The organism is Agrobacterium bohemicum (assembly GCF_001562555.1).
In the GTDB taxonomy this organism is placed as follows: Bacteria; Pseudomonadota; Alphaproteobacteria; order Rhizobiales; family Rhizobiaceae; genus Agrobacterium; species Agrobacterium bohemicum.
The window spans coordinates 97444-119579 of the sequence record NZ_KQ961025.1 but is presented as its reverse complement, the minus strand read 5'-3'; the positions used below and the strand labels follow the sequence as shown (position 1 = coordinate 119579).

At 55.8% G+C, this 22136-nt stretch carries 14 protein-coding genes; 8 read left to right on the top strand and 6 right to left on the bottom strand.

Features of this window, described 5'->3' with window-relative positions:
* The first annotated feature begins 12 nt into the window (after nt 1-12).
* The 7 genes from ATO67_RS06225 (at nt 13) to ATO67_RS06195 (ending at nt 9396) form a co-directional block, all read left to right on the top strand.
* Nucleotides 13-891: a F0F1 ATP synthase subunit gamma gene (locus ATO67_RS06225; RefSeq protein ID WP_067645757.1), complete on the top strand. Its 879-nt coding sequence runs from the start codon at nt 13-15 to the stop codon at nt 889-891.
* Nucleotides 892-915: 24 nt separating this feature from the next.
* The gene (gene atpD, locus ATO67_RS06220; protein WP_067645755.1) at nt 916-2373 is read left to right on the top strand and encodes a F0F1 ATP synthase subunit beta; all 1458 of its coding nucleotides are present in this window, start codon (nt 916-918) and stop codon (nt 2371-2373) included.
* A 75-nt stretch (nt 2374-2448) separates the two neighbouring features.
* On the top strand, nt 2449-2859 hold the full coding sequence (locus ATO67_RS06215) for a F0F1 ATP synthase subunit epsilon (protein ID WP_067645753.1): 411 nt from the start codon (nt 2449-2451) through the stop codon (nt 2857-2859).
* Between the two features lie 144 nt (nt 2860-3003).
* Nucleotides 3004-3828, top strand: coding sequence for a formate dehydrogenase accessory sulfurtransferase FdhD (gene fdhD, locus ATO67_RS06210; RefSeq protein WP_067645752.1), 825 nt, complete (start codon nt 3004-3006; stop codon nt 3826-3828).
* Between the two features lie 163 nt (nt 3829-3991).
* Complete coding sequence (locus ATO67_RS06205) at nt 3992-5377, top strand: sigma-54-dependent transcriptional regulator (protein ID WP_067645750.1); 1386 nt, start codon at nt 3992-3994, stop codon at nt 5375-5377.
* Nucleotides 5370-7391 (top strand): sensor histidine kinase, encoded by a 2022-nt coding sequence (locus ATO67_RS06200; protein ID WP_067645748.1) that lies wholly within the window; start codon nt 5370-5372, stop codon nt 7389-7391. The genes ATO67_RS06205 and ATO67_RS06200 overlap by 8 nt, the downstream gene beginning before the upstream one ends.
* 349 nt (nt 7392-7740) lie before the next feature.
* Nucleotides 7741-9396: an OFA family MFS transporter gene (locus ATO67_RS06195; protein ID WP_067645746.1), complete on the top strand. Its 1656-nt coding sequence runs from the start codon at nt 7741-7743 to the stop codon at nt 9394-9396.
* Nucleotides 9397-9470: 74 nt separating this feature from the next.
* Here ATO67_RS06195 and ATO67_RS06190 read toward each other — a convergent pair whose 3' ends face one another.
* The 6 genes from ATO67_RS06190 to ATO67_RS06165 form a co-directional block, all read right to left on the bottom strand.
* A complete protein-coding gene (locus ATO67_RS06190; protein ID WP_067645745.1) occupies nt 9471-11171 on the bottom strand; it encodes a methyl-accepting chemotaxis protein in 1701 nt (566 codons plus the stop codon).
* A 359-nt stretch (nt 11172-11530) separates the two neighbouring features.
* Nucleotides 11531-12007 (bottom strand): chemotaxis protein CheW, encoded by a 477-nt coding sequence (locus ATO67_RS06185; RefSeq protein WP_067645741.1) that lies wholly within the window; start codon nt 12005-12007, stop codon nt 11531-11533.
* The gene (locus ATO67_RS06180; RefSeq protein WP_082760175.1) at nt 12007-13824 is read right to left on the bottom strand and encodes a methyl-accepting chemotaxis protein; all 1818 of its coding nucleotides are present in this window, start codon (nt 13822-13824) and stop codon (nt 12007-12009) included. Before ATO67_RS06180 ends, ATO67_RS06185 begins: the two co-directional genes overlap by 1 nt.
* Before the next feature lie 154 nt (nt 13825-13978).
* Nucleotides 13979-18139, bottom strand: coding sequence for a translocation/assembly module TamB domain-containing protein (locus ATO67_RS06175; protein ID WP_067645740.1), 4161 nt, complete (start codon nt 18137-18139; stop codon nt 13979-13981).
* A 40-nt stretch (nt 18140-18179) separates the two neighbouring features.
* On the bottom strand, nt 18180-20105 hold the full coding sequence (locus tag ATO67_RS06170; protein ID WP_082760174.1) for an autotransporter assembly complex protein TamA: 1926 nt from the start codon (nt 20103-20105) through the stop codon (nt 18180-18182).
* Between the two features lie 170 nt (nt 20106-20275).
* Nucleotides 20276-20527: a YMGG-like glycine zipper-containing protein gene (locus ATO67_RS06165; RefSeq protein ID WP_042620082.1), complete on the bottom strand. Its 252-nt coding sequence runs from the start codon at nt 20525-20527 to the stop codon at nt 20276-20278.
* Between the two features lie 374 nt (nt 20528-20901).
* Between ATO67_RS06165 and hemA the strand changes: the two genes are divergently transcribed.
* A complete protein-coding gene (gene hemA / locus ATO67_RS06160) occupies nt 20902-22119 on the top strand; it encodes a 5-aminolevulinate synthase (protein WP_067645736.1) in 1218 nt (405 codons plus the stop codon).
* The last annotated feature ends 17 nt before the right edge of the window (nt 22120-22136 follow it).

The following is a 22136-nucleotide window of genomic DNA, read 5'->3' as shown; positions in this document are numbered from 1 at the left end:
GACGGATAACGGATGCCTTCACTAAAGGATCTGAAAAACCGCATAGCCTCCGTAAAGGCGACGCAGAAGATTACCAAGGCGATGAAAATGGTCGCCGCGGCGAAGCTTCGGCGCGCCCAGGAAGCTGCGGAGGCCGCCCGGCCTTACTCGCAGCGCATGGGTGCCGTGCTTGCCAATATCGCTCAGGCGGTAGAGGCAGACGTTGCTCCGGTTCTGATGACCGGTACGGGAAAGGACGACGTGCATCTGCTCGTCGTCTGCACGGCTGACCGTGGTCTTTGCGGTGGTTTCAATGCGCAGATTTCCCGTTTTGCCCGTGATCGCGCTCGCAAGCTGATCGCGCAGGGCAAGACGGTCAAAATCATGACTGTCGGCAAGAAGGGCTACGATAGCCTGCGTCGCGAATTCTCGGCCAACATCATCGAACGCATTGAACTGCGTGACGTGAAGCGGGTGGGTTTCGAGAACGCCGATGGTATTGCCAAGAAGATCATCGCGCGTTTCAACGCCGGTGAGTTCGATGTCTGCACGCTGATCTATTCCGAGTTCAAATCGGTCATCAGCCAGATACCTACGGGTCTGCAGCTTATTCCCGCTGCGGCTCCTGCGGTCGAGGTCGAGCAGTCTGCAACGACAGCGATTTATGAATACGAGCCGGATGCGGCTTCCATTTTGGAAGACCTTATTCCGCGCAACATTTCCGTTCAGGTTTTCCGGGCTCTGCTCGAAAACGTGGCTGGCGAAATGGGTGCCAAGATGAGCGCGATGGACAACGCCACGCGCAACGCCGGTGAAATGATCAACAAGTTGACGCTTTCCTATAACCGTCAGCGTCAGGCTCAGATCACCAAGGAACTGATTGAAATCATTTCGGGCGCGGAAGCGCTCTGAGGTTAAGGAAAGAGGGTAAGGATAATGGCTAAGGCAGCTACCCCAAAGAAAACCGCAGCGATCACTGGCGCGACCGGCAAGGTTAAGCAGGTTATCGGCGCTGTTGTCGACGTGGCGTTCGAAGGCGATCTGCCTGCGATCCTCAACGCGATTGAGACTGACAATAACGGCAACCGTCTGGTTCTCGAAGTTGCGCAGCACCTCGGCGAAAACGTCGTGCGTACAATCGCCATGGACTCGACCGAAGGCCTGGTTCGCGGTCAGGCCGTTCGTGACACGGGCGCTCCGATCACCGTTCCGGTCGGTCCTGAGACGCTCGGTCGTATCATGAACGTCATCGGCGAGCCGGTTGACGAAGCAGGCCCGCTGGTCACCTCCGGCATGCGCGCCATTCACCAGGAAGCGCCGTCTTACGTGGAGCAGTCCACCGATGGCCAGATTCTGGTTACAGGCATCAAGGTCGTCGACCTTCTCGCCCCTTACGCGAAGGGCGGCAAGATCGGCCTGTTCGGCGGCGCCGGCGTTGGCAAGACCGTTCTCATCATGGAACTGATCAACAACGTCGCCAAGGCGCATGGTGGTTACTCGGTATTTGCTGGCGTGGGTGAACGTACCCGCGAAGGCAACGACCTTTACCACGAAATGATCGAATCCGGCGTGAACAAGCTTGGCGGTGGCGAAGGCTCCAAGGCTGCTCTCGTTTACGGCCAGATGAATGAGCCGCCAGGCGCGCGTGCTCGCGTTGCTCTGACGGGTCTGACTATCGCTGAAGACTTCCGCGACAAAGGCCAGGACGTTCTGTTCTTCGTGGACAACATCTTCCGCTTCACGCAGGCTGGTTCCGAAGTGTCGGCTCTTCTGGGTCGTATTCCTTCCGCTGTGGGTTATCAGCCAACGCTGGCAACCGACATGGGCCAGATGCAGGAACGCATCACCACCACGACCAAGGGTTCGATCACCTCGGTTCAGGCCATTTACGTGCCCGCCGACGACTTGACCGACCCTGCACCAGCAACATCGTTCGCCCACTTGGACGCAACGACGGTTCTGTCGCGCTCTATCGCGGAAAAGGGTATTTATCCGGCTGTTGACCCGCTCGACTCCACGTCGCGCATGCTCGACCCGATGATCGTTGGCGAAGAGCACTATGAAGTTGCTCGTAAGGTTCAGATGACCTTGCAGCGCTACAAGGCCCTCCAGGACATCATCGCCATCCTCGGCATGGACGAACTGTCTGAAGAAGACCGTTTGGCGGTTGCGCGCGCTCGTAAGATCGAACGCTTCCTGTCGCAGCCATTCTTCGTGGCTGAAATCTTCACTGGCGCTCCGGGCAAGCTCGTGGCTCTCGAAGACACGATCAAGGGCTTCAAGGGTCTCGTCAACGGCGAGTACGACCACCTGCCGGAAGCTGCTTTCTACATGGTTGGTTCGATGGAAGAAGCCGTCGAAAAAGCCAAGAAAATGGCTGCTGAAGCTGCCTGATAAAATTATCAAGAAAGGCGCGTGGCTTTTCCACGCGCCTTTGTCTGTCGCGCAACATAGAAGAAGTGAATAGCCATGGCCGACACTTTCAAATTCGAACTTGTTTCTCCCGAGCGGCTGCTCGTATCCGAGACGGTCACTGAAGTTGTCATTCCGGCCATGCTTGGCGAAATGACGGTTTTGCCGAACCACGCGCCTGTTATGACGACCATCAAGCCAGGCCTCGTCACTGTGAAGTTCGCCTCTGGCGAAACACATAAATACGTTGTTTTCGGCGGTTTTGCGGACATCGTCCAAAGCGGTTGCACATTGTTGGCAGAGTCGGCATCAGCCGCTGACGATATCACCCCTGACGATTTGCAGAAACGTATCGATGCTGCCCGTTCCGAAATTCAGGAAGGCAACCATCATCACGAGCATCTTACCAAGCTCGAAAAGCACCTGTATGAATTGACGAACCTTCATGAGGTTCTCGTCGCCGCTTGAAAGCACCGGGCGGGTTCGAAAGAATGACTGCCCACAAAAACGGAACTTCAAGCGGCTCGAATGGGCCGCTTTTTGTTTTTGGTACATGGAAGTGTCAAAGTGGGCATCGACCGTCCAACGCCCGTCAGCATAAGAGGAGCAGGGATGTCTGTCAGTTCAGCCTATCAGATGGTGAAGCGCATATCCCTGCGTGACGGCGTGGTGTCCAGCGGCAACAGAAACGTACCGGAAGAAATACCTGTCGCCTTCTCCTATGGCGGCTCTACCCATGCGGTGATGATGGCATCTCCCGTTGACCTGGAAGATTTTGCCGTCGGCTTCAGCCTTACGGAAGGCATCATCACGGAGCTATCTCAGATCGAGTCAATAGAGATAGTCGAGACCGAGCAGGGATTTGATGTCCAGGTTTCGCTTTTCGATGAGCAGGCAGATGCCTTGCGCAGTCGCAGACGGCACATGGCGGGGCCTGTTGGCTGCGGTTTGTGTGGCATCGAATCCATCGAGCAGGCGGTGCGGCCTATCCCGGATGTTTCGCGGACCCGGCTTACCCTCGACACCATCGATCTCGTCGCCGCGATGGATGCTCTGCACGAAGCTCAACCGATCTTCCGGCAAACGCGAGGCGTGCATGGGGCGGGCTTCTATCACCCCACGAAAGGTTTGATCGCGGCGCGGGAGGATGTTGGACGACATAATGCGTTGGACAAACTGGCAGGTGCAGTCTTGCGAAGCGGTCACTTGGGTGCAAGCGGTGCCGTCATCGTGACCAGTCGTATTTCCGTGGAGATGGTTCAGAAAGCCGCCATTCTGGGGAGCCCGGTGCTTGCTGCGGTTTCTGCGCCGACAATGCTTGCCATCGAAACGGCGGAGAAGGCCGGAATGACGCTTGTCGCTCTGGTGCGGGGCGACGATATGGAAATCTTCACGCGTCCAGATCGGATTACGTTCGACGGTCTCAATCACGAATAGCCACCCGTGGCGCAGCATTCGTTTTGCTTTCCTTTGCGACTTTGATATTCGTCAGTTCGACATTGCTCGAATGTGGCTTGCGCCACTGGAATTTCAGAGTTCCGGGCATCTCCTTACAAAACATCTGAGGTGCCGAGGGACAGGTCGGTTCCGGGAGAGCAGCATGCAGCATGACATGATTTCGAAAACGCGGACAACCGTTCAGGCCACCGATTTCGGGCCTTGGCTGGCAAAGGCTTCGGTTCTGATCATTGATGATGAAACGGGTATGCGCAATTTTCTAATGCGCACGCTGGAGGCTCGCTGCGCCTTTGTAGACGAAGCAGCCGACACGGCGGAGGCGACGCGCAAGCTTGATGATCGCCATTTCGATATCGTCATTCTGGACAACATCATGCCCAAAAAAACCGGGCTGGAATGGTTGGCGGAGCAAAGGGCGATCGGCTTTTACGCCGAGGCCATCCTGATGACGGCCTACGCCGATCTCGATACTGCCATTCAGGCCATTCGCGCGGGAGCTGCCGATTTTGTGTTGAAACCCTTTCGCTCCAACCAGATTCTGAATGCCATATCGAGGGCGCTCGATCGGTCCAACCTGCAAAGGGAAAACTCGGCGCTCAAATATCAGCTTAAAACAGCGTCCGACCATATTTTTCTGCGCGACCGGTTGGTCGGCAGTTCCGCGACTATTCAGCAAACACGCGATATGATCAGCCGCGTGGCACCGCTTCCGACATCCGTACTTCTGACCGGGGAGTCTGGTACGGGTAAGGAAGTGCTGGCGCGCTCCATTCATGAGCTATCAGACCGCGCGGACAAACCTTTCGTACCGATAAACTGTGCTGCTATCCCTGCCGACATGCTGGAAACAGAGTTGTTCGGACATGTGAAAGGCGCGTTTACGGGCGCAGACAGCCGCCGCGAAGGGCTGTTTCTGCATGCGCAAGGTGGAACCCTGTTTCTGGATGAGATCGGTGAGATGCCGATTGCGTTGCAGAGCAAGCTGCTGCGGGTGATCGAGGACCGCAAGGTGCGTCCAGTAGGTGCCGAGCGGGAAGTGCCTGTCGATATACGCTTCGTCTTCGCCACCAACGCAGATTTGGTGGCAGATGTGGAAAAGGGACGTTTCCGAGCAGATCTTTTTTACCGCATCAATGTCATGCAGATCTATCTCGCGCCGCTGCGTGACCGTGAGCGCGACGTTGTGGAACTTGCAGATTTGTTCATGCACAAGCTTTCACAGCAACTCGGCATGCCGCCAGTGAAGATCGATGACGCGGTGCGCGCTACGCTGCTTTCCTATCACTGGCCGGGGAATGTGCGCGAGCTGCGCAATTTTGTCGAGCGAAGCGTCATTCTTGGACGTTTCCCGCTCGATTTGCGCAGCGGCGCGTCCGCGCCTGTGGCCTCCGGCACATTGGATGATGTGGAGCGGCGGCATATTCTGGCTGTTCTGGATGATGTGGGGGGAAACAGAGACGAGGCGTCACGACGTCTTGGTATTTCCCGCAAAACGATCGATCGCAAGATGTCGTCCTGGCATGGCTGAGAGACCGGGCACTGTGACATCCATCAATGTCGTGCGGTCGGTTCGCGTGCGTCTTCTGGCCATTGCTCTATTGCCGACACTTGTCATCCTGCCCTTGTTGCTGGGTGTGACGATGGTGCGCTGGAGCGGCAAGTTCGATGCGCTGCTGATTACCAAGGTCAACAGCGACTTGACTGTCGCCCATCAATATCTGGCGACGATTCTCGAGAATACTGGCGAAAGGCTGGAGGGGATTGCCGATTCTGCACGGTTGCGGGATATCGGGACCGAAGGGCAAGAAGCTCCACTGAAAGCCTTTCTGGAGGATAATCGCCAAAAGCTCGGCCTCGACTTCCTATTTGTCGTGAATGCTGATGGGGTTGTCACGGCAAGCGCGGGCACCGCTGCAACGAGGCTTCGTGTGGATTGGCCCGTTCGTGCCACCGCACTCGGTGGCAAGGCATCCCATGCCATGGATATTTTTTCGGAGCAGGAGCTTTCGGCTCTCTCTCCCGCTCTCGCACAGCGGGCACGCCTCGAGCTTCTTCCGACTTCCAATGCGCAGAAAGATGATCGGGCGGCGGAGACGCGCGGGATGATGATCCACGCGGCAAGCCCGTTGAAACTGCCCGGCAGAGGCGCGATGGCGTTGGTGGGGGGTAGGCTGCTGAACCAGAACCTCGATTTCATCGATGAGATCAATGACCTCGTCTACCGACAAGCCAGCCTGCCGGAAGGTAGCCAGGGTACGGCCACACTGTTTCTGGATGACGTGCGCGTCAGCACCAATGTTCGTCTTTTCGAAAATCGGCGAGCGCTGGGGACGCGAGTATCGGAGGCCGTTCATTCGGCAGTGCTCGGCGCCGGGCAAGTGTGGCTCGACAGCGCTTTCGTCGTCAACGACTGGTATATATCAGCCTACGAGCCACTGGTTGACAGCTACGGAAAGCGCATCGGCATGCTCTATGTCGGTTTTCTGGAAGCGCCTTTTGCACGTGCGAAATACGAGACGCTCGGTTCGATCATTGCAGCGTTTCTGGGGATAACAATCCTCAGCATACCCGTTTTTTTAAGGTGGGCGCGAGACATTTTCAGGCCTCTGGAGCGCATGACGCAGACCATATCCAAAGTCGATGACGGAGATCTCGGTGCAAGGACAGGCCTGCCTCCAACCGGAGATGAAATCGGTCAGGTCGCCGTTCATCTTGACAAATTGCTGGGCCGCCTTCAGCAGCGTGAGGGCGAGTTGAGGGCGTGGAACGAGGAACTGAACGTTCGTGTCGAACAGCGGACGCAGGAGTTACAGCTTGCCAATCTCCGCCTTGAGGCGACGACCAAGCAATTGGTCATGTCCGAGAAGCTGGCGACTATTGGTGAGATTACCGCAGGCGTTGCGCACGAGATCAACAATCCCATCGCCGTCATTCAGGGCAATCTGGAGGTGGCGCGCAGCATGCTGGGTGACGGAGGGGATGTCGCCAAAACCGAATTCAACCTGATCGACGAACAGGTAGACCGCATTAGTAGGATTGTTGGAAAACTTTTGCAGTTTGCGCGCCCGGAGGAGTTTGCCGGGTACGTGGAACGCCTAAGACCCGAAAGCGTCCTGTCGGATTGTATGCCGCTGGTGAAGCACGTCCTCAACCGCGCTGGTATCGAAGTCGTGCGCCATGACGATGCCACGGGACTCCTGGCTATGAACAGGACAGAATTGCAGCAGGTTCTGGTCAATCTCATCGTCAACGCAGCCCATGCCATGCCGCACGGCGGGACGCTGACATTGGATAGCGTCGATGAGCAGCGGCACGGCTCTCAAGGCGTGGCCATCATGGTGGCTGATACCGGGGTAGGGATGAGTCAGGATGTTGTGGACCGCATTTTCGACCCGTTCTTCACCACGAAGCGGCAGGAAGGGACCGGGCTCGGTCTCTCAGTCAGTCAGATGCTGATCGTGCGCCAGGGCGGTGAGATCACTGTCTCGAGTGTTCCGGGTGCAGGAACGACCTTTACCATCTGGTTGCCGCAAGTGCTTTAAGTGCATGTAAGCATTGTCGAAAGTGGCAAAAAGAAAGCGAAAATGTGGACATTTTGTCGCAAGGGTCGGACATTTTGTCTCTACTTCCCACGCTGTCCGTCCTATCTCCTTGATAAATAACAAATTCGTGTCTGGCACACCAATTGCTGAGGCTGTGTAGCAACACAAAGGCCGTTGCGTGTGAGCGTCCCGAAGAAGGAGCCGCCTCACGTCTTTCGGCCCGTGGGCTTGGGACATGGTTTCGGGGATTATCAGTATGACCTGCAGGATCAGCGACAGGTCACGCTGAACCTCGAGACAAATAACAACATCGAAATTCACCGCAGATGCGGCGAATGGAGGGACACACATGACAGCGACGAACGACACACTCGCGCCAGGGGCGACGGGTGCAGGTCTTCTGGACCGCGAAAGAATTATCGCAAAGCCTGGCTTCAACCGTTGGCTGGTTCCGCCAGCAGCGCTCGCCATCCATCTTTGCATCGGCATGGCCTATGGTTTCTCGGTATTCTGGTTGCCATTGACCAAGGCTATCGGCATCACATCTTCCGTTGCCTGCGCCGATCTCAACCTGGGATCTGCGCTGTTCACTACAACGTGCGACTGGCGCGTCAGTGACCTTGGCTGGATCTACACATTGTTCTTCGTGCTCCTTGGCTGCTCTGCTGCCATCTGGGGCGGTTGGCTGGAGCGCGCTGGCCCACGCAAGGCTGGTTTCGTGTCGGCGATCTGCTGGTGCGGCGGTATGGCAATTGCAGCAGTCGGCATCATGACCCACCAATTGTGGTTGATGTGGTTCGGTGCTGGCGTCATCGGCGGTATCGGACTTGGCCTCGGCTACATTTCGCCTGTGTCGACGCTGATCAAGTGGTTCCCGGACCGTCGCGGCATGGCAACCGGCATGGCCATCATGGGCTTCGGCGGCGGCGCGATGATCGGCGCCCCACTTGCGGACGCGCTGATGCGCCACTTCCGTACCGATGCGTCTATCGGTGTGTGGGAAACATTTCTCGTCATGGCGGCCATTTATTTCGTCTTTATGATGGCGGGTGCTTTCGGCTACCGGATTCCACCCGCGGGCTGGAAACCAGAAGGCTGGACTGCACCTGCCGCGAAGAACTCCATGATCACCACACGTCACGTTCATCTCAAGAACGCGCACAAGACCAAGCAATTCTGGATGATCTGGCTGGTTCTTTGCCTGAACGTGTCGGCCGGTATCGGTGTTCTCGGCATGGCGTCCCCAATGCTTCAGGAAATTTTTGCCGGTTCGTTGATCGGTCTTCCTGATGTGAAGTTCGCAGACCTTACGCCTGAACAGCTGGCACAGATTGGTGCTATCGCTGCCGGTTTCACCGGTCTGCTTTCGGTCTTCAATATTGCTGGCCGCTTTTTCTGGGCGTCGCTTTCCGACCGTATCGGTCGCAAGGGCACCTATTTCACCTTCTTCGCACTCGGGATCGTGTTGTACGCACTTGCACCGTGGGCAGCTGGTATGGGTAACAAGGCTCTGTTCGTCGGCATGCTTTGCATCATCGTTTCGATGTATGGCGGCGGTTTTGCGACAATTCCGGCGTATCTCGCAGACATTTTCGGCACCCAATTCGTTGGCGCGATCCATGGTCGTTTGCTGACGGCCTGGGCAACGGCGGGTATCATCGGTCCTGTCGTGGTCAACTACATTCGTGAAGCGCAGATCGCGGCCGGAATTCCCCGCGCACAGGTTTACGATTTCACCATGTATATTCTGGCCGGAATGCTGGTGGTCGGCCTCATCGCCAACCTGATGGTGAAGCCGTTGCAGGACAAGTGGTACATGTCCGATGCTGAAGTGGCATCACTTCAGGCAAAGACAACAGCTGCGAGCAGCGGTCCATCCGGTTCCTTTGGTATCGGCAAGGGCGGCTTTGACGGCAAAGCTTTGATCGCCTGGGCAATCGTCGGTATCCCAATCTTGTGGGGTATCTGGATCACGTTGCAGAAGACATTCGTTCTGTTCATGTAAACGTTTTATCTCGTGACGGGAAAAGGCGGCCTTCGGGCCGCCTTTTGCATTTTAGAGTTGGATGTACGTGGAGTTCACCGTGCCGCGGACACCAGCTTTGGTGATCTCGACGTATCATAGGCACTGGCCGTTGTGTTGCCGACGTTGAATTGTGTCAACAGCTCCCGCAGGCTTTCCGCCTCACGGGCGAGACCGTGACTCGCCGCTGTGGTTTCTTCCACCATCGCTGCATTCTTTTGCGTTGCCTGATCCATCAGGTTCACAGCATTGTTGATTTCAACCAGACCGGTAGCCTGTTCTCTCGATGCCTTGACGATTGTCGATACGTTGACATCGATCTGGCCTACCTGCACCGCGATTTGTCTTAAGGCATCGCCTGTCTGCCCAACCAGATCGACGCCATTGGCAACGTGCTGGCGGGATGTATTGATGAGTTCCTTGATTGCCTTGGCAGCGCTTGCGGACCGCTGGGCAAGTTCCCGCACCTCTTGGGCTACGACTGCGAAGCCTTTGCCTGCTTCACCCGCACGCGCTGCCTCGACGCCAGCATTCAGTGCCAGAAGATTGGTCTGGAAGGCAATGTCATCGATGACGCCGATGATATTGGTGATCTCACCCGAGGACTGAGAAATTTTATCCATTGCGCCGATGGCGCGGTGAACAATGTCACCCGAGCGCTCTGCGCTTTCCTTGGTAGAGCCTACGAGTTTTCCGGCTTCATCTGCACCTTTGCTGGAATCCCTGACCGTCATGGTGATTTCTTCCAGTGCGGCAGCGCTTTCCTCCAGAGAGGCAGCCTGCTGCTCGGTGCGCCGTGCGAGCTGGTCGGCAGCAACGCGAATTTCGGCAGAGCCGGATGCGATGGTGGCAGCATTCTGTGCCACGGTTTGCATCGTCAGGCGCAGCTTTTCGATAACCTCATTGAAGTCACCGCGCAGTTTTTCCATGCTGGGTACAAATGGTGTGGCGAGATGCTGGCGAAGCTCGCCTTCTGCCAATTGACGCAGCGCGTGCCCCAGCGTTGAAATCGCGCTCATCCGGGGTGTCACGTCCGTTGCGAATTTGACGACTTTGACGACCTGTCCCTTATCATTCAAAATCGGGTTATAGGCGGCCTGGATCCAGACCTCCTTGCCGTTCTTGCCGAAACGCACAAACTCATCGGAAATGAACTCGCCAGCCGCCAGCCGCTTCCAGAAGTTCGCATACTCACTGGATGCCGCGTAAGCAGGTTCGCAAAAGAGGCGGTGGTGCTTGCCGACTATATCGGAAAGGCTGTAATTCAACGTGTTGCAGAAATTGTCGTTGGCGGTGAGGATTTCTCCCTGCGGTGTGAACTCGATGACGGCCTGAGACCGCGAAATCGCCTCAAGTTTACCGCTGTCTTCTTTTGCCTTCAGCTTCTTGGCAGTGATGTCAGTGGCGATCTTGACGACTTTGTAAGGACGGCGACCACGACAAACGGGATTGTAGGACGCCTCGATCCATATTTCCGCGCCGTCTTTACGGATGCGCTTATATTCCTGAGCCTGAAATGTTCCGCCTGCCAGAGTTCTCCAAAAATCCGCATAGGCTTGGCTTTCCACATAATCGCGATCGCAGAAGATGCGATGGTGTTTGCCGATGATCTCATCCAGCCTGTAACCGAGGGCGGCGCAGAAGTTCTCGTTTGCGTTGATGATATTTCCTTTTAGATCGAATTCGATCATCGCCTGAGAGGTAGAGAGAGCTTCAAGTGTCTGTATTTTGTCAGCATTTTTTCCCAGCCAAAGCATGTCGTCTCCAAACGAGCTGAAAAAAGCCGCGGCAGTGCATTTGCGTAAAGTCGCGCGCGTTTTCAATTAAGGTTTCAGTTACGTTGATAATTTCATTCTCTAATTGCATTAGAGCTTATTAATATTAATACAGTGTTGATGGTAACTATCGCCGAAGTTTATTTTCGGTTCTTCCAAGCTTAGCGCATGATTCAACTGATCAGTCCGATCCGCGGCTGGCTTCGGCGCGCATCTTTGCAATAGAAACCACGATAAATGCCTGCAACTCCAGCGGCACATCACAACAAAAAAACGCTGCCGGGCATATGCCAAGCAGCGTTTTTCGTCAGTATTCAATAATGGAAGCTTCGGCTCAGCCCTTAAGCGGCGAGGTCATCGAGGTCGGCGCCCTTGAACATCTTGGCAAGGTTCAGGAAGCAAATCATACCATGTTCATTGGCAATGATGCCTTCCGAGAAGGACTTGTCGAAGGAAGCGGAGACTTCCGGCACTGGCTGCACCTGGCTTGCAGGGATCGTCAGGATGTCGGAAACGCGGTCGACCAGCATGCCGATGACCATGTTGTGGACTTCTGCCACGACGATGGCGCTACGCTCGTTGGCAACGGTGCTCTTCATCCCGAGTTTGTAGGCCAAGTCGATGATCGGAATAACCGAACCGCGAAGGTTCATGACGCCAATCACGTCTTTTGGCGCGTGCGGCAATGGTGTGGATGGAGCCCAGCCGCGAATTTCACGGATCGTGGTTGTTTTGACGCAGAACTCTTGATCGTGCAGACGAAACGCGATGATTTCGAGAGTATCGCCGCCAAAGTTCGTAGAGTTAATCGTGACCATCAGAATTCTTCCCAATCCTTGTTCTGGGCTAGTGCAAGCGCACCGACGCTCGCGTATCCGGATTTTGGCATCCTGCCTGGTGTACGAACAACCGGTACTTTGTCTTCCGGCTTCATCCTATGATTCGTAACAGAAGAATGTTTCTCAAATCTAAACTGCGTTAACAAATTTCTCAGAACGTCTGCTTCGTGAGCGAGGCTGTGGCTGGCAGCGGTCGTTTCTTCCACCATGGCGGCATTTTGCTGCGTATTGGTGTCCATTGCTTCGACGGCATGGTTGATTTCTTTCAGCCCACTTGCCTGTTCGCGTGCGGTTTCTACGATGGCGACAACGTTGCTGTTGATTTCCGCGACCTGCGTCACGATCATGTCGAGCGCTTTGCCGGTTTCGCCAACAAGTTCGACACCTTCTTTGACCTGTTCGGCAGAGGTGTTGATCAGTGTTTTGATTTCCTTGGCGGCGTGGGCAGACCGCTGTGCCAGTTCACGCACTTCCTGCGCGACAACGGCAAAACCCTTACCAGCATCGCCAGCGCGTGCCGCCTCGACACCAGCGTTCAGTGCAAGGAGATTCGTCTGAAACGCGATATCATCGATGACGCTGATAATGTTGCTGATTTCGTTTGATGACTGTGAAATGCGCCCCATGGCTTCAATTGCTTTGCTAACCACAGCCCCGGAACGCTCCGCACCGGCCTTGGTCTTGGCAACAAGGTCGCCGGACTCTTCCGCGCGCGTTGTGTTCTGTGCCACGGTTCTGGTGATTTCGTTGAGGGCCGCGGAGGTTTGTTCGACAGCTGCGGCCTGCTGTTCGGTCCGTTTGGCAAGATTGTCGGAGGCTTCGCTGACTTCGCGCGATCCGGTTGCGATGCTTCCGGTACTTTCAGCGACATCGCGCATGGCACTTTGCAGCTTTTGCAGAGAGCTGTTCAGGTCTTGGCGGACTTTTTCCAGGGTTGGAATGATGGGCGTCTCGATGGTGGCCGTCAGGTCTCCGTTGGCAAGTGCTGTCAAGCTTACGGCGAGATCATCCACGGCGCGAACGCGCTCGGTCACATCTGTCGCGAACTTGACAACTTTGAAAACGCGACCATCCTGGTCCATGATCGGGTTATAAGACGCCTGAATCCAGACTTCTTTTCCACCTTTGCCGATGCGCTTGAATTCAGCCGAGATGAATTCCCCCGCTGCGAGCTTGCTCCAGAAGGTGTTATAATCCGGGCTGTTGCGGAACTGCTCGTCGCAGAACATGCGGTGGTGCTGACCTCGAACTTCCTGGAGACTGTACCCGAGGCACTTCAGAAAATTTTCGTTGGCTGTAATGATTTCACCGGACGTGGTGAACTCAATGATTGCCTGAGCTCGAGAGAGAGCAGCAAGCTTGCCTCCATCTTCGGCCGACTTGATCTTTTCGTCGGTGATGACGGTCGCGATCTTGACGATGCTCTTGACCTTGCCACCCATCATGATCGGGTTGTAGGAGGCCTGAATCCAGACTTCACGTCCGCCGCTGGCAAAACGCTTATATTGCTGAGCTTGGTACTTTCCTTCACCAAGATTTTTCCAGAATGTGCGGTAATCCTGACTTTTGGCATAGTCTGCTTCGCAAAACATGCTGTGATGCCGCCCGACGATCTGCTCGGCGGTGTAGCCCATTGCTCGGCAGAAGTTTTCGTTTGCAGACAAAATCCGCCCACTGGTGTCAAACTCGATCATCGCCTGAGATTGGCCAAGGGCGTTGAGAACAGCTTTCGCATGCGTTCCAAGAAGAGATAGCACGTGGATGACACTCCATGGCAATGGCACACATGTGCGCATTGCGGACTTTGCTGTTGCGCGCGGACGTGGACAATCAATTGATCGTTCACGGCAACAACAATTCATCTACAAGATTAACTTTAAAAATATCTGAATTAGGTGATTATTGATATTCGATTAAGGCGGGTTGCAAGAACCAATGGCTTTCGCGCTATCAATATTCTTTTTCGTAAAAAATACCGGCCGCGCCCTCACCGTCGCCGCCTGCAGATCCACGTAATTTGACGCCCTTGCCCACGTCGAGATTGATAATGGCCTTCGCGCCTGAACTTCCGCTTTGCTCCAGTTCCAGATAGGTCTTCTCATTGAGGTATTTACCCGCAGAAACACGCGCCTGACCTTCTGAGTCCGTCGATATATCGAGGTCGTCAATACCGAGATTGCTGCGCAGGCTATCGAACAGGGATGTCGAACGTCCGCCAGCCAGTTGACCCGCTGCGTCTGCAAGCCGGGCGATCTGCAAAGCCGACAGCTTCGACATCGACTGACCGAAGATCAGCTGTGCCATCACTTCATCCTGGGGAAGAGCGGGTGAGGACGTGAAAGCGAAAGCTGGATCGTTTGCATTTCCGGTGACAGATACCGTCACCGTCGCGGAGCCTGCGGTTGAATCCGCTGCCATGTTGAGAACGGGAACGAGGCCGCCGCCGAAGGTGATGTCGCCGGTGGTGAAATCCAGACGACGGGTCAGAATTTCCAGCCGGCCGCGTTTCATTTCGAAGCCGCCGGAAACTTCGGGGTTTGCAGCGGAGCCGCGCACCGTTACGCCGCCGGTTAGTTCTGCATCTACACCACGGCCTCGCACGAAGATACCGCTGGGTGCATCGATTTTAAGGTCCAGTGCAATTGAGGACGAACTGCCGCTGCCACCCTTGTCAGCATTCAGCTTTTGCTCCTGTACGCGAACCGCACGCGGTGCGTTCTTGTGCTTCACATCGATTTGCTGGAGCGAAGCGGGAAGGCGCTCGGGTATGGTAATGGCACTTTTGTCGAGCGTGATGGTACCACCCAGAATGGGTGACGCGAGGGCAGGGCCTTTCAGCGTCAACGTGCCGCTGGCCTGTGTGGTAAACAACGTACCGTCATTATAGGCAGCGCGATTGAGGGTAATGGTAAGATCGGCGGGGAAACCGGAGCCCGGCAAGATGCCTATGGTGCCGGAGCCCGAGATCGTTCCACCGCCAGCAAGCTGTCCGCTCAATTTGGAAATGGTGGCTCTGTCACGGTCGAAACTGATCGCGACACCGAGATTGTTGATGGTTAGATTGCGACGCACATCGGTTACGCGGGTGCCGTTGGTCGTGATGCTGCCAGTGACATTGGGAGCGCTTGCTGTGCCTTCGATCTTGACATCGACAGCCGCCGTGCCAGCGACATCGAAGCCTTGTGCTGCGGTCTGCGCGGCAAGCACGCCAAGAGGTACGTTACCCCTGAATGCCATCGATAGTGGCCGGTTGCCGCTGATGCCAAGCGTCCCGCCACCAGAAAGCGTCAGCCCGCCTTGCGCCGTCACGTTGGTATCCAGTCTCAGTGTGCCGTCAGCAAACTGTCCCTTGGCTTTCACGCCGAGTGAGCCCAGACCGGCGGAGCGTGTCTGGCTGACTGTCGCATCGGACCAAGTCAGGTCGTAGTTTACTGTCGGATTGGAAGCCGATCCCTTAGCAGTGACCGTGCCGGAAATCGTCCCTGACGCGTCGAGTCCGGGGGAAAAGGCGTTTGCGAGATTGGCGGGAACGGAGCGAATGGCGGTGTTGAGATCAAGCGTCGAGCCCGCCATACCATTGACTTCGACACGTCCATTTCCAGTTTGGATGACGAGGCCGGAAATCCGCGCTGTACCATTGGCGATGGTAATGGCTGTTGGTTGTGAGAGCTTGACCGGAATGCCACGAGGGCTGGCGGAAAAGGCATCCACTTTCACTGTCATGGGAGCTGCGCCCGTATCAACGCTTCCCTTTAGCACCAGAGGCGCATTGTCGTAACGGGCATTGAGACCGAACGCGGTCGCCGTGCCGGAATGGTTGATGTCGAGGTCGAGGCCGGAAATGGAAACCGCACCGGCGTTGATGGCTTCCGCCGTCACCTTGCCATTGGCTGCAAGCGCCACGACATCATCGACCTTGAGGTCGGCCACGAGTTTGGAAACAGTCGTCGTGCCTCGAGATATGGTGTCGCCAGTGGCACGGATCGTCGCGGCGATCTTTCCATCCGAATTGGACACGTCCACGTTACCCTTGACGTCACCATTGGCCTGTTGGGCAGCCAGGGCTGCCAATAGTGAGAGGTCTGGAAAATCGAAGGAAAGATTTCCCGATGGCAGAAACTGCGGGGTAAATTGCAGATTGCCGGTCAGCACGTTACGTCCAACCGTGACATTCAATTTCGGAATTGCTGTTCCGTTCTCACCTTGGACGAGTTCTCCTGACGCATCGATGACCTGTCCGTCAAGCGTGCCGCTGGCCTGCAATTGAGCTTGCGGCGCATTGAGATCGGCTTTGCCGTTGGCGGATACTTTCAGCGCCTCAAGCGCGCGGCCAGCGAGTGTGGCTTTGGCCGAGTTGAGGCTGACCTGAAAATCAGCGGCCTTGAGCGGACCATTGGCCTCCAGTGAAAATCCGAGCGCACCCGATGCTTGTGGGGTCAGCTTTTCAAGCGCTGGCAAGCGGCCACCCAGGTTTGCGACCATATTGCCGTTTTCCAGAGAAAGGTCACCATTGGCTTCCAGCGTTCCGGATTTCACGACCAGGTTCTCGACGCGCGTTGCGCCGCCAATCGTGCTGTTTACATAGGCGTCGATGGCGATTGTGGTGTCGAATTTTTCTGCCAGCGCCGGCGGCAGGACAGCCGGAAGCACGAACAGGCGAAGGTTGGATGCAATCGTGCCTGCGGAAAGATCATAAGTTCCACTGCCGGTGCCGCCGATGCTGGCGCTTTCCAGCGTTGCACCTTCGAACGCGATTGTCTGTGTAGAGATGCGCAACGGTGCATTCAGCTTCAGCGGGGCCTTGATGGCCCTCTCGATATCGGGTGACGTCATTGCCGACTGGGCGATACTCAACGACGTCTGCACCGTGCCGGTTTGGGTCGTGAGATTAAGGTCATCACTATTGGCCGATAGCTTTATGTCGTCCAGACGACCCTGAGGCATGCTCAGCGATCGCAACGATGCGGTCATGTTCAGCTGTGCCGCGCCCGCATTACCCCTGAGCGAAAGATCGACGCCGTTGACCAGGGCTGCGACTTCGCCACCCTCCAGCGGCAGCCGCACATCGACTGGTCCGTTCGTGCCAATCAGATTGGCCGCGAGATCATTCTGCCCTTGCGTGTCCATCACGCCGGATGCGGTGAGCAGCAGTTTTCCGGTTTCCAGATTACCACTCTCAACGCTGATGCGGCCTTCTGGCGATATGCTTGCTGCGAGGTCCAGCTTCGATTGTCCCGAAAACAGCTGACGCACGATGGGTGGCAGCAACATATCAGGCTGTCCGCCACCATGGAGTTCAACCCGGCGTGTGCCGTCGGCCTCAAGCCTATGGCGACCGTCGAGATCGAGAACCGTGTTGCCAGCCACCGCGCCGCTTAGCTTGCCAGACCAGTCTGACAGGGCACCTTCACCACTCAGCTTCAATGCCACGGCAGGTGCATTCGGCAGGCGCAAAAGTGTGGCCAGCAATCCACCTTGTGGTTCGCTGATGTTGGCATCGAGTTTCAAGACGTTGTCATTGGGTGCAAAGGCGATATCTGCCATGACTTTAGCTTGCTGCTCATCTTTGCGGTTGGCCGCGAGAGAGAGAGCGATGGCATCGTTCGTGGCTGTACCGTTGCCTGTAGCTGCCAGCTCGAACGGGCGCCCGGCGAGTTTTTCGCCAAGGCGGATGTCCGGCAAAGAGATGTCGTCAATGTCGATGGCAACCGGCAGCGAAAAGCCGCTTGAAGCCTGTTCTTTTGGTTCGGTTGGGGGCAGCGGCAATCTGTCGAAGGTCACATTGGCTGCAGCAATTCGTTGCGCATGGAAGGTTCTGCTCAGAAGGGCGGAAGGCGACCAGTCGACCTCTAAACCGTTGAGGCGGGCATAGACGCCGTCACGGTCGGAAATAACGACGCTATCCAGTCTCAAGTCTCCTGTCAGAAGACCGGATGGGGGCGAGATTTCAATTTTTTGATCGGGCGTGGAGACGAGTGCGGAAACCTGATGTGCGACGAACTGCGCACCTGTCGGCGTGTATCCGATGAACAGAGCAGCAAGGACGAGCAACGTAACGCCGCCAACGGCGATATAGACAAACCATTTCAGCAATCGAATCAATGCGGTCATCTGAAGCTATCTACACTCTGCTGGTTATCTGAAGTTCTTCTCAGAACGACTGTCCGATGCCGGCATAAATACCGAAACTGCTTCCGCCTTCATATTTTTGAAGAGGCATGGCAACGTCAAGACGCAAGGGGCCGAACGGTGTCGCGTACCGAATGCCTATGCCTGCGCCAGCGCGGATATCGGAGAAATCAGGCGCGAGATCGGATGATACCACGCCTGCGTCCACGAAGGGAACAAGACCGATGGTTTCTGTGATTTTGACGCGGGCTTCAAGCGAGGTGACGACATAGGAGCGCCCGCCAGTGGCTTCGTTTGCGGCATTATAGGGTGAGATTTCCTGATAGCTGTAGCCGCGCACCGATCCACCTCCGCCCGCATAAAATCGGCGGGTCGGTGGAATATCTTCCAGCGCGCCGACGCCGACCAGTGCACCGGCTGCGATTTTTCCGGCCAGCACAACCTGGTCGTCAGCGCCAAGGCCCTTATAGGCGGTGGTGGAACCTTCAAAAGACGTAAAGAACGTGCCGTTTAGCGCTTCATAGCTGGGCTTTGCGGAAATCGACGCCCGGAAACCTTCTGTCGGGTTCAGCTTGTCATCACGCATGTCCCGCACGAATTCTAGCGGCACAGAGGTGGTCAAATACTGGTTGTTGCCGAATGCATCATCTGAATCCGTCCACTCGACCTCAAGTCCGGCGGATGCCGTGTCGTAATCGTTGAACTCATAGGCAAAGCCAGCATATCCGGTGACGGATCGCGCATCGTATGTATCGGGGTGCTCGGTCTTGGCCTTGAGGCTTGCCGTAAATGTCGTTGCCGGATTGAAGACGCCTGGCTTTGTGAAGATAATTCCGGCGGAATAATCCATATCCTGCACGTTGGATGCTTCACCCAGACGCGAGATCGCACCTTCGATGCGCAACGATTCGGCTTTGCCAAACAAATTGCGGTGACCCCAATAGCCTTGGAGGCCGATGCCTTCGGTCGTGGAATATTGTGCGCCGACGCCGAGATAACGGTGCTTGCCTTCAGATACTTCGATAGTCAGCGGGATCGTGCCGTTGGGGGCGAGCGTTTTTGCTTCCTTGATGGTGATGCTGGAGAAGACACCCAGTTTACGAAGTCGGTCGGAAGCCTTGCGTAATTTCTCCGGCGAGTAGGGCTCGCCGCCGTTGAGTCGTGAATATTTCCGGATGAAATCCTGATCGACCGTGCGTTGTCCCTTGACGGCAACGTCGCCAAGAGGCGCCACTGGTCCGCCTTCCGCAGATAACGTCAAGTCGACTGTGTTGTTTGCGTGGTTGGCGACCGCTTCTCTCTTCGTCAGTTCTGCAAGCGGGCGGCCTTCGGCCTTGAGGTCGTCGATCAACTTATTGCCGCCGCGGATGATAGCAAGCGAACCCGCATTTCCACCCGAAACCAGCCCATATTCGGAAAGATCATGCCCTATGACATCACCCTCAAGTCGAACGTTTCCAAGCGTGAACGCGGGTCCGGGTGTTACGTCGATCACGACCGGGATTGGTCCAGAGCGATTAAAGGATGGGTTCGGCGGAATCGAATCAATATCCTGACCCGCGACCGTCACTTTGACGATTCCACCGTATCGCGCGTTTTCATAAAGGGATGCAATCAACCGTTCGCGATCGTCTCTCGCCCTGATAATCAGACCGAGATCGCCTGATGCAGGCTTGTCGGGTTCTGACGTCAGCAGTGAGCTGTTCTCGAGGCTTTCTTTCAGCTTCGCGTCTGCGCCCGGTGCATTCAACGTGACAGTGAAGGAAACGGGGTCAAGAACCTCCTCCTTCTTGTCGTCGGAACCGAAAATGGTAATGCCGAAAATCTTGAGTGCGTAAGCCTCGCGGGCAAACCCGGGATATAGCGACACTGTTGCCGCCACCGCCAAAGCGGAGCCAGCCTTCCAGAACGCAATACTCTTCTTTGGGTCAGTCCGCACTGTCGGCATAGGCTACTTTATGGTTGAGCATTTACTATCGGCCCAAGCGGTTGACCGTTCGTTAATGTAACAGCTTAAGCATAAAATGGCCTGATTGGGCACCCGAAAAAGCGCTTTTTCGACCACAAACGCAAAAGCCCCGGCTAACCGGGGCTTCGTAACATGCCAATCAGGCGATGTTAGCGGCAACGTGCCGTGTAACGCTGACCGTACTGGTCGCGATAGTAGCAATAGCCTGGCTCAGAAGCGTTACCGATAAGGGCACCGCCTACGCCACCGATTGCTGCGCCAACCGCTGCGCCGCGTACGTTACCGGTCACAGCGCCACCAATGACAGCACCGGATACGGCACCGATGGATGCACCCTTTTCAGTCTGCGTGCAGCCTGCAAGCGTCAAACCGATAACGGCAAAAATAATAGCCTTCTTCATGAACTCTCTCCAACGTTACATCCGAGCTCTATGGCTCTTGATAGGCGTCCCATAGGTTATCTGCGGCGACTGCTACCTCCGACCGCAACAGATATCTAACAAGTCGAAAGTGTTTATGGAAGCCTCCCTTTGGCAGGCCATGCTCCCGTCCCAAATCGATTGTGCCCTACTGAACGGCGTTCGAGAAGAAAAGTTCCATTTCAATCTCTCTTTGACATGAATCAATTTTGCTGTTTGCTGAATCTCTTATAAGTCTCCTTGGAATGGTTCAAAAGTGGAGGCCAATTGACGCAGTTTGCAGCAAACAGCGCCAAAAGGGGTTGACGGTGTTGGTAGGTAGACCGACAACGACCGCAAGAATTCTGGAGCATGGAATGGACTTCGAGGCATATTTCAAGACCGAACTGGATGGTTTGCATTCGGAAGGTCGCTACCGCGTCTTCGCCGATCTGGAGAGACAGCAGGGCAATTTCCCACGCGCGACCCGCTACACGGCAAATGGCGACAAGCAGGACGTTACCGTCTGGTGTTCCAACGATTATCTCGGCATGGGGCAGAATCCCAAAGTTGTCGAAGCCATGAAGGCGGCCATCGATCACTGTGGCGCGGGTGCGGGAGGCACCCGGAATATATCTGGCACCAACCATCACCACGTGAAGCTGGAACAAGAGCTTGCCGACCTGCATGGAAAAGAATCCGCGCTGGTTTTTACCTCCGGTTATATTTCTAACTGGGCGACACTTGGTACACTTGGCCAGAAAATTCCTGGCCTCATCATCTTTTCTGATGCCTTGAACCATGCTTCGATGATTGAGGGTATTCGCTACGGTCGTTGCGAGAAAGTCATTTGGAAGCATAATGATCTCGAAGACCTAGAAGCCAAGCTGAAGGCGGCGGACCCTGCGGCACCGAAGCTGATTGCGTTCGAATCGGTGTATTCGATGGATGGCGATATTTCTCCCATCAAGGAAATCTGCGATCTGGCCGATGCATACGGCGCTATGACCTATCTGGATGAAGTTCATGCTGTCGGCATGTATGGTCCACGTGGCGGCGGCATTGCCGAACGTGAAGGTCTGATGGATCGTCTGACGATCATCGAAGGCACGCTCGGCAAAGCTTTCGGTGTTATGGGCGGTTACATCGCAGCATCCGTGGCGCTTTGCGATTTCATCCGCTCGTTCTCGTCCGGCTTCATCTTTACCACAGCGTTGCCGCCATCACTTGCGGCCGGTGCGGTCGCCTCCATCCAGCACCTGAAGGCCAGCCCGTTTGAGCGCGCCCGTCACCAAGAGCGTGTGCGTACGCTGCGGTCCATGCTGGATGCCAACGGGATTCCGCATTTGCACAACCCGAGCCACATCGTGCCTGTCATGGTGGGTGATGCCGCCAAATGTAAATGGATTTCCGACATTCTGCTGGATGACCATGGCGTCTATGTTCAGCCGATCAACTATCCAACGGTGCCGCGCAAGACTGAGCGCCTGCGCATTACACCGACACCACTGCACAGTGATGCCGATCTGGAGCAACTGGTCGGAGCGTTGCATATGCTCTGGTCGCGTTGCGCTTTGGCGAGAGCTGTTGCCTGATATAGGCTGAACATAAT

What these genes read in the sequence shown, in the direction of transcription:
- ATO67_RS06225 (WP_067645757.1), top strand. Translation starts at nt 13, where the DNA reads ATGCCTTCACTAAAGGATCTGAAAAACCGCATAGCCTCCGTAAAGGCG.
- atpD (WP_067645755.1), top strand. Translation starts at nt 916, where the DNA reads ATGGCTAAGGCAGCTACCCCAAAGAAAACCGCAGCGATCACTGGCGCG.
- ATO67_RS06215 (WP_067645753.1), top strand. Translation starts at nt 2,449, where the DNA reads ATGGCCGACACTTTCAAATTCGAACTTGTTTCTCCCGAGCGGCTGCTC.
- fdhD (WP_067645752.1), top strand. Translation starts at nt 3,004, where the DNA reads ATGTCTGTCAGTTCAGCCTATCAGATGGTGAAGCGCATATCCCTGCGT.
- ATO67_RS06205 (WP_067645750.1), top strand. Translation starts at nt 3,992, where the DNA reads ATGCAGCATGACATGATTTCGAAAACGCGGACAACCGTTCAGGCCACC.
- ATO67_RS06200 (WP_067645748.1), top strand. Translation starts at nt 5,370, where the DNA reads ATGGCTGAGAGACCGGGCACTGTGACATCCATCAATGTCGTGCGGTCG.
- ATO67_RS06195 (WP_067645746.1), top strand. Translation starts at nt 7,741, where the DNA reads ATGACAGCGACGAACGACACACTCGCGCCAGGGGCGACGGGTGCAGGT.
- ATO67_RS06190 (WP_067645745.1), bottom strand. Translation starts at nt 11,171, where the DNA reads ATGCTTTGGCTGGGAAAAAATGCTGACAAAATACAGACACTTGAAGCT.
- ATO67_RS06185 (WP_067645741.1), bottom strand. Translation starts at nt 12,007, where the DNA reads ATGGTCACGATTAACTCTACGAACTTTGGCGGCGATACTCTCGAAATC.
- ATO67_RS06180 (WP_082760175.1), bottom strand. Translation starts at nt 13,824, where the DNA reads ATGCGCACATGTGTGCCATTGCCATGGAGTGTCATCCACGTGCTATCT.
- ATO67_RS06175 (WP_067645740.1), bottom strand. Translation starts at nt 18,139, where the DNA reads ATGACCGCATTGATTCGATTGCTGAAATGGTTTGTCTATATCGCCGTT.
- ATO67_RS06170 (WP_082760174.1), bottom strand. Translation starts at nt 20,105, where the DNA reads ATGCCGACAGTGCGGACTGACCCAAAGAAGAGTATTGCGTTCTGGAAG.
- ATO67_RS06165 (WP_042620082.1), bottom strand. Translation starts at nt 20,527, where the DNA reads ATGAAGAAGGCTATTATTTTTGCCGTTATCGGTTTGACGCTTGCAGGC.
- hemA (WP_067645736.1), top strand. Translation starts at nt 20,902, where the DNA reads ATGGACTTCGAGGCATATTTCAAGACCGAACTGGATGGTTTGCATTCG.